The sequence below is a fragment of the Arthrobacter sp. T2-23 genome (assembly GCF_055398325.1).
The window spans coordinates 3,465,753-3,482,073 of sequence record NZ_AP027917.1; the positions used below are offsets into that span (position 1 = coordinate 3,465,753).

Consider the following 16,321-nt stretch of genomic DNA (forward strand, 5'->3'; position numbering starts at 1 on the left):
CGCTTAGGCCCCGGAGGGGCTGTTGACCATCGAAAGCGCGGCACGTTCCATGTAGTCCCAGAGCGTGCCCTCATACAGCGGCGGCAGCTCCAGGGCGTCGACGGCGGCGCGCATGTGGTGCAGCCAGGCGTCCTTCGCTTCGGGCGTCACGCGGAAGGGCTGGTGCCGCATCCGGAGCCGCGGGTGCCCGCGCTCCTCGCCGTACGTGGTGGGGCCGCCCCAGTACTGCTCGAGAAACATCAGGAAGCGGCGCTTGGCCGGGCCGAGGTCTTCTTCCGGGTACATCGGACGCAACAGCGGATCCGTCGCGACGCCGTCGTAAAAGACATCGATGAGTTTCACGAAGGTCTCGTGGCCGCCGACGGCGTCATAGAAGTTGTCCGTATAGCCGGGCTGGCTGAACGGATCGTTCTGCATCAGCATCTTGGGATGGCGGGGTTCGCCGGCGGTGGGGATTGTCATTTTATTCTCCGGCCTGTTGCTGGGGTGCGGATCCGGCGTCGTCCGCCGTCGGGCTGTCGGGCGAAACATAGGTGCCCTGGGAGCGGTTGCCCACCCGCAGGATCTCGCCGTTGCGCAGGTACCAGACGGTGCCGTCCTCGGCCCTGACCCGGGTGATGCGCAGCCCCATGGACTCCACTGTGCCCACCACCTCGGAGGTTTCGATGACGTCGCCGATCCCGTACTGGTCCTCGATCGTGATGAAGATGCCAGCCAGGAAGTCACGGATCAGCTGCTGGGCGCCGAAGCCGATGGCCACACCCAGGATGCCGACGCTGGTCAGCAGCGGGGCGATGTTCACGTTGAGGTTCTGCAGGACGTACATCACCGTGATGACGACGACGAGCGCGCTCACCACGCTGTTGAGCAGCGATCCGATCGTGTTGGCGCGCTGCTCGCGCCGCTGGTGGTCCAGGGCACGCAGCGCCGGGGCGACCCAGCGGAAGTGGGGCTTTTTGAAGAACGTGGTGCCAGCGGCGACGCGTTTGGTGATCCCGGCGATCACGAAGGACGCCACCAGCCACGTGGCAACGCCGACTCCGATGCTGATCACGACGCCCGGCAGGTTGACGGCCGAAATGTCCGGCGGCGTGATGGACTCGGCGGTAGGCAGGCGGTACATCAGCGGGGTGTGCTCCTTCGGCTCGCCCGCGTTTGCCGGGCGCATAAGACTCTGTTCAGCTTCAACATTAGCGCCGTAGCGTGGCGGGATGCGCATCCTGGTCCTCGGCGGTACCGCCTTCCTGTCAGCAGAAATCGCCCGGCAGGCCGTCGCCGCCGGGCACGAGGTCATGAGCGTGGCCCGCGGGACACAGGCCGCGCCGCCGGAGGGGGCCACGTGGCTGCAAGCCGACCGCTCAAAGGGCCCGGCCGCCTACGCCGGCGCCGTCCACGCGGGCGAGTGGGACGCCGTCGTCGAGGTCGCCCGGGACCCGCGGTACGCGCTGGAGGCATTGGAGGCATTGGCGGGGAGCGCACGGCACTGGACGTTTGTCTCCAGTTGCTCGGTCTACGCTGACCATTCCGTCCCGGACGAGGCCGAGGACGCCGCGGTGCTGGCTCCGCTGCCACCCGGCACGGAGGCGACCCCGGAGACTTACGGCGAGGCCAAGTCGGCGATAGAACGCTCGACGGCGGAGCTCGCCGCAGGCAAGGCGCACCTGTGCCGCGCCGGGCTGATCGGCGGGCCCGGGGACGGGTCGGACCGCTACGGCTACTGGCCTGCCCGCTTTGCCCGGGACTCCGGTCCGGTGCTGGCTCCGGACATTCCCGCCGACTCCACGCAGGTCATCGATGTCCGGGACCTGGCTGCCTGGGTGCTCACCGCGGCCGCAACCGGCGTCACCGGGGCGCTGAACGCCGTCGGGGAGCCGGTGCCGTTTGCCGCTTACCTTGAAGAATCGAGGCGGCTCGCCGGGGGAGCCGCCCAGGTGGCGGCCGCCCCGGCCGACTGGCTGGCCTCGCGCGGGGCCAACTATTGGGCAGGACCGGACTCGCTGCCGCTCTGGCTCCCGCCTGGCCACGACGGCTTCGCCGCGCGCAGCAACGCTGCGGCGCGGGCCGCCGGGATGAGGGTCCGGCCGTGGACCGAGACGCTGCGCGACACCCTGGCCGATGAACGCCGCCGCGGACTGGACCGGGACCGCAGGGCCGGCCTAAGCCCGGCGGCCGAGCGCCGGCTGCTGCAGGAGTTCCAGGCGGAATTTCAGTCCGCCTGAGCAGCCACGCCCGGGTCCACCGCTGCCGAGGCCTCGTGCAGGACCGGGAAATTGACGCTCCGGGCGATGAAGCACACCGCGTTGGCACCGTGGTGCAGCTCCGCCATCAGCTCGTCGGTCACCGGAGCCGCCGTCGTGACATGGGGCTTCAGCGTGACCGATTCGAACTGGCCGCTGCCGTCCCGGTTGGTCCGCATCACGCCCTCGGCGCGGTCCTCGTAGCCGGTCACCACCACGCCATGCTTGACGGCGACGTGGAGGAACGACAGCATGTGGCACTGCGAGAGCGCGGCCAGCAGCAACTGCTCGGGGTTATACCGCTCCCGGTCGCCGTGGAAGGTCGGGTCCGCCGAGCCCTTCAGCACCGGCAGTCCGGGGATCTCGACGTCGTGGTCGCGGGAGTAGCCGCGGTAGGAGGAAGTCCCCTCGCCCAGGTTCCCGGTCCAGCGGACGGTCAGCGCATAGTGGTGCTCGTCGAGGCTCATGCCGCCAGTCTAGCGGCGCCAAAACGCCAGGACCCCGGCGCCGCGATGCGGTGCCGGGGTCCTGTGTCGAGGGGGCCTAGGACAACGAGGTTTGCCTAGACGTCCGCAGCGCGGGCGCGCAGGGCGCGGGCGACGCCGTCGCGGTTTTCCAGCATCATCCGGCGCAGCGCCGCGCTGTCCTCCGGCAGCGACGCGAGGAACTCGTCGGTGCGGTCCACGGTTTCCTGGGTGGTCAGCTGCGCTGGGTAGAGGCCTACGACGATCTGCTGGGCCAGCGCGTGCGTGCGGTCCTTGACGATGCCGGGGACCGCCGCGAAGTACTTTTCGGCGTACGGCTCCAGCAGGGAGGTGTCCAGCACCCGGGTGAACCCGGCCACCGCGGAACCCTGCAGCGCGTTTGACAGTTCGCCCTTGACCACGATCGACTCCCAGGCCGCGGCCTTGGCCTCCGCGGTGGGGATGGCTGCCTTGGCCAGCGTGGCCGCGTTCTGGCCGGTGGCGGTGTTGTCGTGCTCGAGCTCGGCGTCGATTGTTTCCTGTCCGGCCCGGCCGCCGACCACGAGGGACGCGATGAGCTCCCAGCGCAGGTCCTGGTCCACGGTGAGGCCGGCCAGCTCCTGGGAACCGTCGAGCAGCCCGGCGACGGTGTCCAGCTGGGATGCGCTGCGGGCCAGCAGGGCGTACGACTTCACGAACTGCAGCTGCGCGTCGGAACCGGCCGGGACGCGGGAGGCGAGCTCCCAGAGCCGGTCCGCGGCGGCGGCCGCGGTGGCTTCCTTGTGCTCCGCGGCGACGTAGAAGTTCAGCGTCGTGGCGAGCTGGCGGAGCTGGACCAGGATGACGGAGGAGTCGGATTCCTCGGCGATGTTGGCCAGGATCAGTTCCACGTAGCCGCGGGCCGGGGTTTCGCCGTCGCGGGCCGCGTCCCACGCCGAGCCCCAGACGAGGGTGCGGGGGAGGCTCTGGCCGAAGTCCTTCAAGTGCGCCGTGGCGGTGGCGAGGGACTTCGGGTCTAGCCGGACCTTGGCATAGGCGAGGTCGTCGTCGTTGAGCAGGATCAGGTCCGGCTGAGGCAGGCCGGCCAGAGCCGCAACCTCGGTGTGTTCGCCGTCGACGTCGAGCTCCTCGCGGTGCACCCGCTCGAGCTTCCCGGCGCCGTTCAGGTTGTAGAAACCGACGGCGAGCCGGTGCGGGCGGATGGTCGGCTGCGCCTCGGTGGCGGACTGCAGGATGGCGAAGGACGAAATCGTGCCGTCCTCGCCGACGGACAGTTCGGGCTTGAGCGTGTTGACCCCGGCGGTTTCCAGCCAGAGCTGGCCCCAGTGGTCCAGGTCGCGGCCGCTGGCCTTTTCCAGCTCGATCATCAGGTCGCTGAGCTCGGTGTTCTGCCAGGAGTGCTTGCGGAAGTATTCGCGGACCCCGGCCATGAACTCCTCCGGACCCACCCATGCCACCAGCTGCCGGAGCACCGAGGCACCCTTGGCGTAGGTGATGCCGTCAAAGTTCACTTCGACATCCTCCAGGTCGTTGATCTCGGCGAAGATCGGGTGCGTGGTGGGCAGCTGGTCCTGGCGGTAGGCCCAGGACTTCTCCACCGAGGCGAAGGTGGTCCAGGCGTGGTCGAACTTGGTGTTTTCGACGGCGGCGAGGTGCGACATGTATTCGGCGAAGGACTCGTTGAGCCAGAGGTCGTTCCACCAGCGCATGGTCACGAGGTCTCCGAACCACATGTGGGCCAGCTCGTGCAGCACAGTGATGGCGCGGCGCTCCACCTGGGCGTCCGTGACCTTGCTGCGGAAGACGTACCCTTCCAGGATGGTGACGGCGCCGGCGTTTTCCATGGCGCCGGCGTTGAACTCCGGCACGAAGAGCTGGTCGTACTTCTCGAACGGATACGGGCAGCCGAACTGCGCCTCAAAGAACTCGAAGCCCTGGCGGGTGAGGTCGAAGATGTTGTCCGCGTCGAGGTACTGCATGAGGGACTTACGGGCAAACACGCCCAGCGGCGTGACCTTCCCGTCCGCGGACTTCACTTCGCTGCGGACCGATTGGTAGGGGCCGGCGATCAGGGCCGTGACGTAGGAGGAGAGCCGCGGGGTGGGTGCGAATTCCCAGACCGAGCGGGCGCCGCCGTCCTCGCCGGGGATGGTTTCCACCGGTTCCGGAGTGGGGGAGTTGGAGACGACGTCCCAGTGAGAGGGCGCCGTGACGGTGAAGCTGAAGCTGGCCTTGAGGTCGGGCTGCTCGAAGACGGCGAACATCCGCCGGGAATCCGGAACCTCGAACTGCGTGTACAGGTAGACCTCGTTGTCCACCGGGTCCACGAAGCGGTGCAGGCCTTCGCCGGTGTTCATGTAGGGCGCGTCCGCGACCACCAGGAGCTCGTTCTCCGCTGCGAGGTCCGGGAGCTGGATCCGGATGCCGTCGGAGACCTCCGCGGGGTCCAGTTCGCGGCCGTTGAGCGTGACACTGTGCACCGTGTGCGTTACGGCGTCGATGAAAGTGGAAGACCCCGGCTTGGCCGTGAACTTTACGGCGGTGGTGGAGCCGAACACCTTCTCGCCCCGGGTCAGGTCGAGGCTGACCTCATAGGAGTCGAGAGCGATCAGTGCGGCGCGCTCGCGGGCTTCGGCGCGCGTGAGGTTCATACCGGGCAAGTGGTGCCTCCAAAAGGGGTGGGGAGCGGTGGAAACGATACTGTGAAATTATTCTTTCACAACGCGGTCGGTTGGCAAGTTGCGCCCGTCACAGCGAGTCTCTCCCGGCGGCCCCGGCAGGGGTAGCGTTGGAGCCATGGGAAAGATCCGGGATTCCGTGGATGTCAGGGCCCTGCGCTTCGCCGTGGGGTTCCCGCTCATGCTGGCTGCCGCCTTCGTCGTCTGCGCGCTGCTGATCCGCGCGGACCTGCCCGAACCGCTGGCCGTCCGCTGGACCGGTGACGGCGCCGCGGATTTCGCACCGTTCGGGGCCGTGGTGGGCGTCGGTGCGGGCCTGATCGTGCTGGTCGGCTGGGCCGTCCTGCTGCAGGCGGCGCCGTTGTCCCGCCCGGCGCTGATGCGCCGGTTCATGATGGGCACCGGGCTGGCGGTCAGCCTCTTCGTGACCACTGTCCTGGCCGCGGTGCTGGTGGGCCAGTTGGGCCTCGCCGACGCACGGGAATCCCGCGTGGACGTGGCGGTCCTGGCCATGGGCAGCGGGGCGGCCCTGGGTCTCGGGGTGGTCATGGGCTTCGTGTTCAAAGCGGACGAGCGGTGGTCCGCGGATGATGAACGGGCCGTGCGGGAGGCGCTGGAAAAGGAGCTGGACCCCGAGCTCGCCCGGGATACCGTCAGCCTCTGGGTCCACGCCCGCAGCTCGGTCTTCGTGATGCTCGGGATCGCCACCCTGTTTCCCGCGGCCCTGCTGACCGTCGCTGTCCCGTGGCTGGCCGCGTTGCTGGTGGCGGCCGCGCTGCTGGTGGCCGTGTTCCTCTTCGCCCGCATCCGCGTTGACCGGAACGGGCTCCGGGTGTTCGCCGCCGGGTTCTTGCGGGTGATGGATGTCCCCGCGGCCGCCATCGAGTCGGCGACTCCCAAAGAGGTCAAGGCCGCGGACTACGGCGGCTGGGGCTACCGGAGCCACGGTGCCACGACAGCGATGCTGGTCAGCAGCGGACCCGCCGTCGTCGTGGACCGGTCCGATGGCCGCCGGCTGACCGTAAGCGGCGGCAGCACGACGACGGCGGACAACGTGGCGCAGGTCCTCTCCCGCGTTGCGGACCGGGCCCGCCGCGACGGCGGGACGCCGGCGTCGTAGCCCTAGTAGGCTGGGAGGAGCCCTGACCAGCAGCGCCGGAAGTCCACCGGCGCCCCACAGAACGGATCCGCCCGTGACCACTGCCCCGGACTTCCCGCGCGTTCATATCGCCACCGACCACGCAGGCATGGAGCTCAGCGCCCACCTGGTGGGCTACCTCAGCGCCAAGGGTTACGACGTCGTGGATCACGGCCCGAAGGTCTATGACGCGCTGGATGACTACCCCTCCTTCTGCATCAATGCCGCCCGCGCCGTCGTGACCGACCAGGCGGCGGGCACCCGCGCGCTGGGCATTGTGCTGGGCGGCTCCGGCAACGGCGAGCAGATCGCGGCCAACAAGGTCAAGGGGGTCCGGGCCGCCCTGGCCTGGAACCTGTCCACCGCCAAGCTGGCCCGTGAACACAACGACGCCAATGTCGTCGCCGTCGGCGGGCGGCAGCACAGCGTCGACGAGGCCACGGCCATCATCGAGGCCTTCCTGACCGAGCCCTTCAGCAACGACGAGCGCCACATCCGCCGGATCGGCAAGATCGCCACCTACGAGGCCACCGGCGAGGTCGTCGAGTAGTGCCGGAGGGGCATTCTGTCCACCGGCTGGCCCGGCAGTTTGCGGACGTCTTCGCGGGGGAGCGGCTGGCAGTGACCAGCCCGCAGGGACGTTTCGTGCAGGGCGCGGCCCTGCTGGACGGCCACGTCCTCACCGAATCCGCGGCGCACGGTAAGCACCTGTTCCTCGGCTTCGAGCACGGACTGGTCCTGCACGTGCACCTGGGACTGTACGGCGCCTGGGACTTCGGCGGCGACGCCAGCTTCCGCGGGGCCTCCAGCATCGGCGCGCCCCGGAAAATAGGCGAGCGGGAGACTTACGCCGACGACGGCCCGGATCCCGTCTATGCGGGTCCGCCGGCGCCGGTCGGCGCGGTCCGGGTGCGGCTGGCGAGCGGGCACGGCTGGGCGGACCTGCGCGTGGCAACCACCTGCGAAACGCTGACCGAGGCCGACGTCGAGGCCGTCGCGGCCAGGCTTGGTCCGGACCCGCTGCGGAACCTGCCCGGTGACCGGGAGAGCTTCCTCGCCGGGCTGGCCAGGAAGCGCACCCCGCTGGCGACGCTGCTGATGGACCAGAAGGTGATTGCCGGCGTCGGGAACGTGTACCGCGCCGAGCTGCTGTTCCGGGGACGGCTGGACCCCTGGCTGCCCGGGAATGCCTTGCCCGCGGAGGCCGCCGGACTGCTTTGGGACGACACCGTCGGCATGATGTCCGACGGCGTGCGCGACGGCCGGATCGTCACCACCCCGCCGCGCTACTGGACGGGGACGGGGGGAACACGTGCAGAGGGAGCGGGGACGCCCAATGGGACGGGAACGCCCAAGGGGCTGCCCGCCCCGGAGGACGCGCACTTCGTCTATCGGCGCCAGGGCCTGGACTGCCGGGACTGCGGCACGGCCGTAGCCGTGGCGGATCATGCTGCCCGCAAGCTCTACTGGTGCCCGGGCTGCCAGCGTTCGTGAGCGCCGTGGAATCGCCGCGTGTGGCGGGCGGGCATGAAAAAAGCCCCTCCGGAGAGGGGCCGTTCTTCGTCATATTTCGGAGGGGACGACGGGAATCGAACCCGCGTAATCAGTTTGGAAGACTGAGGCTTTACCATTAAGCTACGTCCCCGGGAATTTACTGGAACTTCAGCAAAACTTCCGGGCGGCTGTTGAAGCCGGATACAACTAAACCCAATTCAGGCCCCCAGTGTCAAATGTGCAAAACGCCACAGGATGACCGTAGACTGTTCTGTGCACTTACGGGGTGTAGCTCAGCTTGGCTAGAGCGCCTGCTTTGGGAGCAGGAAGTCGCAGGTTCAAATCCTGTCACCCCGACTCTGCAGCAACTGCCTTTCGAAGTGGCGTTGCAGAGCCCCATCCCCCCAAACCAGGAGTACTTAGACTGTGAAGAGCGCTGTCGAGAACCTCACCCCCACGCGGGTCAAGCTCAATGTTGAGGTCCCCTTTGAGGAATTGAAGCCCAGCATCGCCGAGGCATACAAGACTGTTGCTTCCCAGATCCAGGTTCCCGGGTTCCGCAAGGGCAAAGTCCCCTCCAAGCTCATTGACCAGCGCGTTGGCCGCGGTTACGTCTTGGAGACGGCCATCAACGAAGGCCTCAACGGCTGGTACCAGGCTGCCGTGCAGGAAACCGGCATCCGTCCGCTGAGCCGTCCCGAGGTCGAAATCACCGAGGTGCCGGACCCGTCCGCCACCGACGGCGAACTGAAGTTCCACGCCGAGGTTGATGTCCGTCCCGAGATCGAACTCCCGGACTACGCCGGCATCAAGGTTGAGGTCGCCGCAGCGGAGTCGTCCGACGCCGACGTCGACAAGGCCCTCGACGAACTGCGCGGCCGCTTCGGCACGCTCAAGTCCGTGGACCGTCCCGCCGCCGACGGGGACTTCCTCACCATCGACATCACCGCCTCGATCGACGGCGCCGAGGTGGACTCCGCTTCCGGCCTGTCCTACCAGGTTGGCGCCGGCACCATGCTTGAAGGCCTCGACGAGGCCGTCACCGGCCTCAGCGCAGACGAGGACGCTATTTTCGACACCACCCTCGTGGGCGGTGACCACGCCGGCGAGTCCGCGCAGGTGAAGGTTGTCGTCAAGGCCGTCAAGGAGCGCGAGCTTCCCGAGGCCAACGACGACTTCGCCCAGCTGGCGTCCGAGTTCGACACCCTTGCCGAGCTCCGCGAGGACCTCGCCAAGCAGGCCGCCGACTCCAAGACCGTCGAGCAGGGCGTCGAGGCCCGCGACAAGGTCCTGGACAAGCTCGTTGAGCTCGTCGAGGTTCCGGTTCCGGCATCCGTCGTCGAAGAGCAGCTTGAGCAGCACTTCAGCGCCGAGAACTCCCACGGTGAAGGCGAGCACGACACCGAGGAACACCGCGCCGAGGTCAAGGCCAACACCGAGCGCGCCTTCCAGAACGAGATCATCCTTGACGCTATCGCCGAAAAAGAAGAAGTCAACGTCACTCAGAACGAGCTGATCGACTACATCGTCACCACGGCCAGCCAGTACGGCATGGACCCGAACCAGTTCGCCCAGATCATCGATCAGAGCGGCCAGGTTCCCATGATGGTGTCCGAGGTGCGCCGCCGCAAGGCACTCGCCGTCGTCCTGGGCCAGGCCGAGGTCACCGACTCCGAGGGCAACAAGATCGACCTGAGCGACTTCGTCCGCCCCGGCGGCGAAGAGGCTTCCTTCGAAGCCGACGCCGAGGACGCCGCTGCTGAGGAGACCGCTTCCGAGGAAGCAGCCACCGCCAAGAACGATGACCCGGCAGCAGTGAAGTTCTAATACTTCCTGTTCCCGCAGTCCCTGCCCGCACCCCCGGATCACGCATCCGGGGGTGCGGCTTTTTAAGCCTGCAATGAACCCTCCCGGCCAATCGTGCGCCGTCAGCGAACAGCCCTGCGCCTGCGCACAAAGCGGCCGCGAAAACCGTTAGTGTCCATGTAGGAAAGTTCAGTGATGCCGTCAAGTGGCGTCACCGTCGCCAGCGAGAGGTAAGTACACATGTCACAGCAAGCAGGGGCACCCCGGATGGCTACCGTCGATCCGGCGGCCCAGGATAACTACATTTACAACCGCCTGCTGAAAGAGCGCATCATCTGGCTCGGCTCCGAGGTCCGCGACGAGAACGCCAACGCGATCTGCTCGCAGCTGCTGCTGCTCTCGGCCGAGAACCCCGAGAAGGACATCTACCTGTACATCAACTCGCCCGGCGGTTCCGTCACCGCCGGCATGGCCATCTACGACACGATGCAGTTCATCCCGAACGACGTCGTCACCGTGGCCACCGGCCTGGCCGCCTCGATGGGCCAGTTCCTGCTCTCCTCCGGCACCAAGGGCAAGCGCTACGCCACCCCGAACGCCCGCATCCTGATGCACCAGCCCTCCGGCGGCATCGGCGGCACCGCCTCGGACATCAAGATCCAGGCCGAGCTGATCCTGCACATGAAGAAGGTCATGGCCGAACTGACGGCCGAGCAGACCGGGCAGACCGTGGAGACCATCCTCAAGGACAACGACCGCGACAAGTGGTTCACGGCGACCGAAGCCCTCGAATACGGCTTCTTCGACAAGATCGCGGCGCACGCCGGGTCCGTGGCAGGCGGCGGCGGAACCAACGCCGACGCCGGCAGCGAAAACTAACCGGCACGCAGACAGAACCGACTCCAGGAGCAATGAACATGAACTACAACTTCGGATCGACTGCCGGGAACCTGCCGAGCAGCCGCTACGTGCTGCCGCAGTTTGAAGAGCGCACCCCCTACGGCTTCAAGCGCCAGGACCCCTACACCAAGCTGTTCGAGGACCGCATCATCTTCCTGGGCGTCCAGGTCGACGACGCCTCCGCCGATGACGTGATGGCCCAGCTGCTGGTGCTCGAGTCCACCGACCCGGACCGCGACATCACGCTCTACATCAACTCGCCCGGCGGTTCGTTCACCGCCATGACGGCGATCTACGACACGATGCAGTACATCCGCCCGGAGATCCAGACGGTCTGCCTGGGCCAGGCCGCCAGCGCGGCGGCCGTGCTGCTCGCCGCCGGCACCCCGGGCAAGCGCCTGGCCCTGCCGAACGCCCGGGTGCTGATCCACCAGCCCGCCCTCTCCGGCGGCCAGGGCGGTCAGGCCTCCGACCTGGAGATCCAGGCCGCCGAAGTCATGCGGATGCGCTCCTGGCTCGAAGACACCCTGGCCAAGCACTCCGGCCGCACCTCCGAGCAGGTCAACAACGACATCGAACGCGACAAGATCCTCACGGCCGCCGAGGCCATGAGCTACGGGCTGATCGACCAGGTGCTCGATTCCCGCAAGATCAAGCCGCAGGCCATCACGAAGTAGTACATCGGCAGTCGCACCACGACTGCCACGCGACGCCGGTGCAGCTCAGGAGAAATGGGCCGCACCGGCGTCTTCTTTCCACCCATCAGGACCAAAGTGACCTAGAGTGGAAGATGTCACGGTCTTACGTCCCGCGAGGAACGTCCGTGATCCAGTAACGGATGCAGCGCTGCACAGGAGCACGACCCAGCCGGCAGCAAGATACTAAGGGGTTACCATATGGCTCGGATTGGCGAGAGCACCGATCTGCTGAAGTGTTCTTTCTGCGGAAAGAGCCAGAAGCAGGTCCGCAAGCTCATTGCCGGGCCCGGCGTCTACATCTGCGACGAGTGCATTGAACTCTGCAACGAGATCATTGAAGAAGAACTCGCCGAAGTAGCTGACCTGGGCAGCTTTGAGCTGCCCAAGCCCCGCGAAATTTTCGACTTCCTGCAGGAATACGTGATCGGCCAGGAGCCCGCGAAGCGCTCCCTCGCCGTCGCCGTCTACAACCACTACAAGCGGATCCAGGCCGGCCACGCTCCCAAGAGCGGCGCCCTGGCCGAGGGCGGCCACCACGACGACGTCGAGATCGCCAAGTCCAACATCCTGCTGATCGGACCCACGGGCTGCGGCAAGACCTATCTGGCCCAGACCCTCGCCCGGCGCCTGAACGTCCCGTTCGCCGTCGCCGACGCCACGGCCCTGACCGAAGCCGGTTACGTGGGCGAGGACGTCGAGAACATCCTGCTCAAGCTCATCCAGGCCGCGGACTACGACGTCAAGAAGGCCGAACAGGGCATCATCTACATCGACGAAATCGACAAGATTTCGCGCAAGAGCGAGAACCCCTCCATCACCCGGGACGTCTCCGGGGAGGGTGTGCAGCAGGCGCTGCTGAAGATCCTCGAAGGCACCGTGGCCTCGGTTCCGCCGCAGGGCGGACGCAAACACCCGCACCAGGAATTCATCCAGATCGACACCACGAACGTCCTCTTCATCGTGGCCGGCGCCTTCGCCGGTCTTGAGGAGATCATCGGTTCGCGTTCCGGCCGCAAGGGCATCGGCTTCGGCGCCCCGCTGAACGAGGTCAAGAACAACGCGGACTCCTACGGCGAGGTCATGCCCGAAGACCTGCTGAAGTTCGGCCTGATCCCCGAATTCATCGGCCGGCTGCCGGTCATCACCACGGTCTCGAACCTGGACCGGCCGGCGCTGATCCAGATCCTCTCCACGCCCAAGAACGCCCTCGTGAAGCAGTACCAGAAGATGTTCCAGCTCGACGGCGTCGAGCTGGTCTTCGAGGACGAGGCCCTGGACCTGATCGCCGACCAGGCACTGGAACGCGGGACCGGCGCCCGCGGCCTCCGCGCCATCATGGAGGAAGTCCTGCTGCCGGTGATGTTCGACCTGCCGAGCCGCGACGACGTCGCCAGCGTGGTCATCACCGAGGACGTGGTGGCCAAGAAGGCCGCGCCCACCATGATCGCCCACGACGTCAAGCGCCGTAAGTCCGCCTGACGGTAACGGGCGTCCGCACCGACGCCGGAATAAATCCGCCGACAGCGTCGCTATGCCTAACCGTTGCACCGTGCCGTCCGTGGCCACAGCCGCGGGCAGGACGCGGTGCGAGCTCGCCGTTTGACTTCCAAAGGAGAACCCTGTGCCCGAAACGTTGACGAACAAAGCAGACTTCTGGTTCGACCCGATGTGCCCCTTCGCCTGGGTGACCTCGCGCTGGATCTCCGAGGTGGAAGATGTCCGGGACATCAAGACCGAGTGGCACGTGATGAGCCTGGCGGTCCTGAACGAGGGCCGCGACGAGCTCCCCGCCGAGTATAGGGAGTTCCTCGTCAAGGCCTGGGCCCCGGTCCGGGTCATCATCGCCGCCGCGGAAAAGCACGGCGCGGAGTACATCAAGCCGCTCTACGACGCCATGGGCACCAAGATCCACAACGAAGGCAACAAGGACATCTCCGAGGTCATCGCCAAGTCGCTGGCCGAGGTGGGCCTTCCCGCCGGGCTTGCGGCCGCCGGGCAGTCCGAGGAGTTCGACGCCCAGCTGCGCTCCAGCCACGAGGCCGGCATCTCGCTGGTCGGCCAGGACGTCGGCACCCCGGTCGTCGCCTTCAACGGCACCGCCTTCTTCGGCCCCGTCCTGACCCGCATCCCGCGCGGCGAAGATGCCGGCAAGCTCTGGGACGCCACCGTGACGCTGGCCTCGTTCCCGTACTTCTTCGAGCTCAAGCGCAGCCGCACCGAGAGCCCTGTCTTCAGCTAGGCCGCGCCCACGGACGGTACGCCACGGGCCCCGGATGAACTACCCGGTTGTAGTTCATCCGGGGCCCTTGTGCATCCGGAAGAGCGGGAGAACAATAGAACTTACCCACTTCGAAAGAAGCGGGACGCAGGAACCAAAGATTCAGTGACACTCATCCGACGCAGCCTTCGGCAAAGTCAGATGATGGCTACCAGTGACGAGGTAGGAAGACCTGAAATTCCAAGGATCCCGCCAGATTACCTAAGACGTCACGTGGTAATCGAAAAGTCGAAGCCCCACCAACCGCAAAAAGCTGATGGGGCTTCCCCTTTGCCCAAAAATCGCCTCAGATTGGTGCCATGAGCACTGAGCCCATCGCGGATTACGCGCTGCTGTCCGACTGCTGGTCCGCCGCCCTGGTCAGCGCCGCGGGCTCCGTGGACTGGCTCTGTTTCCCGCGCTTCGACAGTCCCTCGGTCTTCGGCCGGCTGCTGGGCGAGGACGCCGGCCACTGGTCCATCCGGCCCGCCGGCGAGTACACGACCACCCGGCGGTACCTGGGCCCGTCCATGGTCCTGGAGTCGCTCCACACCACCGCCCACGGCCGGCTCGCCGTCAGCGACGCACTGGTCCTTGGCTCCGGACGGCGCGGGCACGACCTCGGCCAAGGGGCCCCGGGCACGCTGCTGCGCTGGCTGTCCTGCACCGAGGGGAGTGTTGACGTGGCGGTCAGCTTCGCGCCGCGGCCGGAGTACGGGCTGCTGCGCCCGGTGCTGCAGGCCGTGGACGGCGGCCTGCTGATCCAGGCCGGCGCCCACGAACTGGCGCTGTCCGCGCCGGTGCCGTTCACGCTCGACGGCGGCACCGCCCACGCCGTCCTGAGCCTCCGCGCCGGCGACAGCCTCGGCCTCGCCCTGCACCGCCAGCACGCGGCGGGGGAGGAGCCGGGGTTCTGGGACCAGCAGGAGATGGCGCACCGGCTCGGTGACACCCTCGAGGGCTGGAGCAGCTGGTCCGGGATCCACCAGGGCTACCGCGGCCCCTGGCAGGAGCTCGTGGCCGGCAGCGGCCGGGTCCTGCAGGCCCTCAGTTACTATCCGTCCGGCGCGATCGTGGCCGCCCCGACCACCTCCCTGCCCGAGGTGGCTGGCGGCACCCGCAACTGGGACTACCGCTACACCTGGGTCCGGGATGCCAGCATGACCCTGCAGGCGCTGTGGGTGGCGGCCTGCCCGGATGAGGCGGGAAAGTTCTTCCAGTTCCTCGCGACGGCCGCTGCCCGCCAGTTGGCCGGGGGCGAGGAACTGCAGATCATGTACGGTATCGGCGGCGAGCGGGACCTGCCCGAGCGGGTCCTGGACCACCTTCCCGGCTGGCGGGGGAGTTCGCCGGTGCGCGTAGGCAACGGAGCCTGGGACCAGCGGCAACTGGACGTCTACGGCGAGCTGCTGGATGCTGCCGCGACCATGCCGGAATTCCTCGACGGCCTGGCACCGGAAACCCTGCGCTTCCTGGCGGACGCGGCGGACGCCGCCGTCGCCCGCTGGCGGGAGCGAGACCAGGGGATCTGGGAGGTCCGCGGCGAACCGCGGCACTACCTGTATTCCAAGCTGATGTGCTGGGTCGCCGTGGACCGGGCCATCACCCTGGCCGGGATACTGCAGGCCACGGACCGGGTGCCGCGCTGGAGGGACGCCCGGGAGCTGATCGCCGAGTCCATCCGAGCGAACGGCTGGAGCGACGCCGCGGGAGCCTACACCCAGGCCTACGGCGCCGAGCAGCTCGACGCGTCGGCCCTGATGCTCGGGATCGTTGGCTTCCTGGCGCCAGACGACCCGCGGTTCCTCGCCACCATCGAAGCCGTGGAGAATCGGCTGACCGACGGCCGCGGCCTGGTGTACCGCTACCACGGCGACGACGGGCTGCCGGGCGAGGAAGGGGCTTTCCTGCTCTGCACCTTCTGGCTCGCCCACGCCCTGGCCCTCGCCGGGCTGACGGACCGGGCCATAGCGGTCTTCGAACGAGCGGCCGGATTTGCCACCAGCCTGGGACTGATGGCCGAGGAGGTGGCCCCGGACAGCCGGGAACTGCTGGGCAACTTCCCGCAGGCGTTCAGCCACATTGGACTGGTCAACGCGGCCTGGGCCATCAACGAAGCGGAACGGCGGAGCCGGGAGACAGGTACCTAGCGGCAGACGAAGGACGGCCGAGCGACGTCGAAGGAACAAGCCCGGAGTCGCCGAGGTTGCCTCCAATGACAGGGGCACCGTCCGGGTGCCCGCCCCGCCACGCGACCACTGGAGCGCCGTGCCCATCACAGCCCACCTTGACCTGACCCTCAAAACAGACTCCGTGCCCACGGCGCCGGCCGTGCTTCGCGACATTCTCGCCGACACGCGGGCGTTCGACGGGTGCCTCGGCGTCGATGTGCTGGTCGACAGCGCGGACCCGGCACACATCCTTGTCGTGGAAAAGTGGGCGTCCCTGGAGCATGACTCCGCCTACCGCGCCTGGCGGGCGGGCGACGGAGCAAGCGGGCTGGGAGACCTGCTGGCCGCTCCGCCGGTCCTGACGCACTTCGAGACTTCCTTCGGGATCTGAGCCCGGAAGACTCTAAGCCCGGAAGACACAGAACAGAAGACCAGGAATGGAAGAGGGCCCTCCGCCCGGCCTGAGCCGGCCGGAGGG

Annotated in this window: 15 protein-coding genes and 2 tRNA genes; 12 read left to right on the forward strand and 5 right to left on the reverse strand. The window is 67.6% G+C overall.

Features of this window, described 5'->3' with window-relative positions; genetic code table 11:
• Nucleotides 1–3: 3 nt before the first annotated feature.
• Complete coding sequence (locus tag ACZ5Z0_RS16230) at nt 4–462, reverse strand: globin (RefSeq protein ID WP_464109296.1); 459 nt, start codon at nt 460–462, stop codon at nt 4–6.
• Nucleotide 463: 1 nt separating this feature from the next.
• Nucleotides 464–1,123, reverse strand: coding sequence for a mechanosensitive ion channel family protein (locus ACZ5Z0_RS16235; protein WP_464109297.1), 660 nt, complete (start codon nt 1,121–1,123; stop codon nt 464–466).
• Between the two features lie 88 nt (nt 1,124–1,211).
• Here ACZ5Z0_RS16235 and ACZ5Z0_RS16240 point away from each other — a divergent pair, with 88 nt between their 5' ends.
• Entirely contained in the window at nt 1,212–2,219 is a 1,008-nt protein-coding gene (locus ACZ5Z0_RS16240; protein ID WP_464109298.1) for an NAD-dependent epimerase/dehydratase family protein, read from the forward strand.
• On the opposite strand, the gene ACZ5Z0_RS16245 is transcribed toward ACZ5Z0_RS16240, so the two are convergent.
• Nucleotides 2,207–2,704, reverse strand: a complete 498-nt coding sequence (locus tag ACZ5Z0_RS16245; protein WP_464109299.1) for an OsmC family protein — start codon at nt 2,702–2,704, stop codon at nt 2,207–2,209. The two genes, ACZ5Z0_RS16240 and ACZ5Z0_RS16245, sit on opposite strands and share 13 nt — an antisense overlap.
• Nucleotides 2,705–2,799: 95 nt before the next feature.
• Nucleotides 2,800–5,352 (reverse strand): aminopeptidase N, encoded by a 2,553-nt coding sequence (pepN, locus tag ACZ5Z0_RS16250; protein WP_464109300.1) that lies wholly within the window; start codon nt 5,350–5,352, stop codon nt 2,800–2,802.
• 145 nt (nt 5,353–5,497) lie between these two features.
• On the opposite strand from pepN, the gene ACZ5Z0_RS16255 reads away from it, so the two are divergent.
• The 3 genes from ACZ5Z0_RS16255 to ACZ5Z0_RS16265 all read left to right on the forward strand — a co-directional run bounded on the left by ACZ5Z0_RS16255 (nt 5,498) and on the right by ACZ5Z0_RS16265 (nt 8,011).
• Entirely contained in the window at nt 5,498–6,499 is a 1,002-nt protein-coding gene (locus ACZ5Z0_RS16255) for a hypothetical protein (RefSeq protein ID WP_464109301.1), read from the forward strand.
• A gap of 73 nt (nt 6,500–6,572) precedes the next feature.
• Nucleotides 6,573–7,067 (forward strand): ribose-5-phosphate isomerase, encoded by a 495-nt coding sequence (locus tag ACZ5Z0_RS16260; protein ID WP_464109302.1) that lies wholly within the window; start codon nt 6,573–6,575, stop codon nt 7,065–7,067.
• Nucleotides 7,067–8,011, forward strand: coding sequence for an Fpg/Nei family DNA glycosylase (locus tag ACZ5Z0_RS16265; protein ID WP_464109303.1), 945 nt, complete (start codon nt 7,067–7,069; stop codon nt 8,009–8,011). Before ACZ5Z0_RS16260 ends, ACZ5Z0_RS16265 begins: the two co-directional genes overlap by 1 nt.
• A gap of 80 nt (nt 8,012–8,091) precedes the next feature.
• Here ACZ5Z0_RS16265 and ACZ5Z0_RS16270 read toward each other — a convergent pair.
• Nucleotides 8,092–8,162, reverse strand: a tRNA-Gly gene (locus ACZ5Z0_RS16270).
• A gap of 131 nt (nt 8,163–8,293) precedes the next feature.
• Between ACZ5Z0_RS16270 and ACZ5Z0_RS16275 the strand changes: the two genes are divergently transcribed.
• The 8 genes from ACZ5Z0_RS16275 (at nt 8,294) to ACZ5Z0_RS16310 (ending at nt 16,234) form a co-directional block, all read left to right on the forward strand.
• Nucleotides 8,294–8,368, forward strand: a tRNA-Pro gene (locus ACZ5Z0_RS16275).
• A gap of 69 nt (nt 8,369–8,437) precedes the next feature.
• Complete coding sequence (gene tig, locus ACZ5Z0_RS16280; protein WP_464109304.1) at nt 8,438–9,838, forward strand: trigger factor; 1,401 nt, start codon at nt 8,438–8,440, stop codon at nt 9,836–9,838.
• Nucleotides 9,839–10,084: 246 nt separating this feature from the next.
• On the forward strand, nt 10,085–10,696 hold the full coding sequence (locus tag ACZ5Z0_RS16285) for an ATP-dependent Clp protease proteolytic subunit (protein ID WP_138770441.1): 612 nt from the start codon (nt 10,085–10,087) through the stop codon (nt 10,694–10,696).
• A 38-nt stretch (nt 10,697–10,734) separates the two neighbouring features.
• Nucleotides 10,735–11,394: an ATP-dependent Clp protease proteolytic subunit gene (locus ACZ5Z0_RS16290; RefSeq protein WP_146338590.1), complete on the forward strand. Its 660-nt coding sequence runs from the start codon at nt 10,735–10,737 to the stop codon at nt 11,392–11,394.
• A gap of 219 nt (nt 11,395–11,613) precedes the next feature.
• Nucleotides 11,614–12,894 carry an ATP-dependent Clp protease ATP-binding subunit ClpX gene (clpX, locus tag ACZ5Z0_RS16295; RefSeq protein ID WP_138769083.1) on the forward strand — a complete coding sequence of 427 codons (1,281 nt, stop codon included), beginning with the start codon at nt 11,614–11,616 and terminating at the stop codon, nt 12,892–12,894.
• Between the two features lie 142 nt (nt 12,895–13,036).
• A complete protein-coding gene (locus ACZ5Z0_RS16300) occupies nt 13,037–13,654 on the forward strand; it encodes a mycothiol-dependent nitroreductase Rv2466c family protein (RefSeq protein ID WP_464109305.1) in 618 nt (205 codons plus the stop codon).
• A gap of 338 nt (nt 13,655–13,992) precedes the next feature.
• On the forward strand, nt 13,993–15,822 hold the full coding sequence (locus ACZ5Z0_RS16305; protein WP_464109306.1) for a glycoside hydrolase family 15 protein: 1,830 nt from the start codon (nt 13,993–13,995) through the stop codon (nt 15,820–15,822).
• A 118-nt stretch (nt 15,823–15,940) separates the two neighbouring features.
• Entirely contained in the window at nt 15,941–16,234 is a 294-nt protein-coding gene (locus ACZ5Z0_RS16310; RefSeq protein WP_464109307.1) for a putative quinol monooxygenase, read from the forward strand.
• Nucleotides 16,235–16,321: the final 87 nt, after the last annotated feature.

Bases quoted from the DNA above. Each gene is read 5' to 3' on its own strand.
- pepN (WP_464109300.1), bottom strand. From the start codon at position 5,352: ATGAACCTCACGCGCGCCGAAGCCCGCGAGCGCGCCGCACTGATCGCT.
- ACZ5Z0_RS16240 (WP_464109298.1), top strand. From the start codon at position 1,212: ATGCGCATCCTGGTCCTCGGCGGTACCGCCTTCCTGTCAGCAGAAATC.
- ACZ5Z0_RS16230 (WP_464109296.1), bottom strand. From the start codon at position 462: ATGACAATCCCCACCGCCGGCGAACCCCGCCATCCCAAGATGCTGATG.
- ACZ5Z0_RS16285 (WP_138770441.1), top strand. From the start codon at position 10,085: ATGGCTACCGTCGATCCGGCGGCCCAGGATAACTACATTTACAACCGC.
- clpX (WP_138769083.1), top strand. From the start codon at position 11,614: ATGGCTCGGATTGGCGAGAGCACCGATCTGCTGAAGTGTTCTTTCTGC.
- ACZ5Z0_RS16290 (WP_146338590.1), top strand. From the start codon at position 10,735: ATGAACTACAACTTCGGATCGACTGCCGGGAACCTGCCGAGCAGCCGC.
- ACZ5Z0_RS16255 (WP_464109301.1), top strand. From the start codon at position 5,498: ATGGGAAAGATCCGGGATTCCGTGGATGTCAGGGCCCTGCGCTTCGCC.
- ACZ5Z0_RS16305 (WP_464109306.1), top strand. From the start codon at position 13,993: ATGAGCACTGAGCCCATCGCGGATTACGCGCTGCTGTCCGACTGCTGG.
- ACZ5Z0_RS16245 (WP_464109299.1), bottom strand. From the start codon at position 2,704: ATGAGCCTCGACGAGCACCACTATGCGCTGACCGTCCGCTGGACCGGG.
- ACZ5Z0_RS16235 (WP_464109297.1), bottom strand. From the start codon at position 1,123: ATGTACCGCCTGCCTACCGCCGAGTCCATCACGCCGCCGGACATTTCG.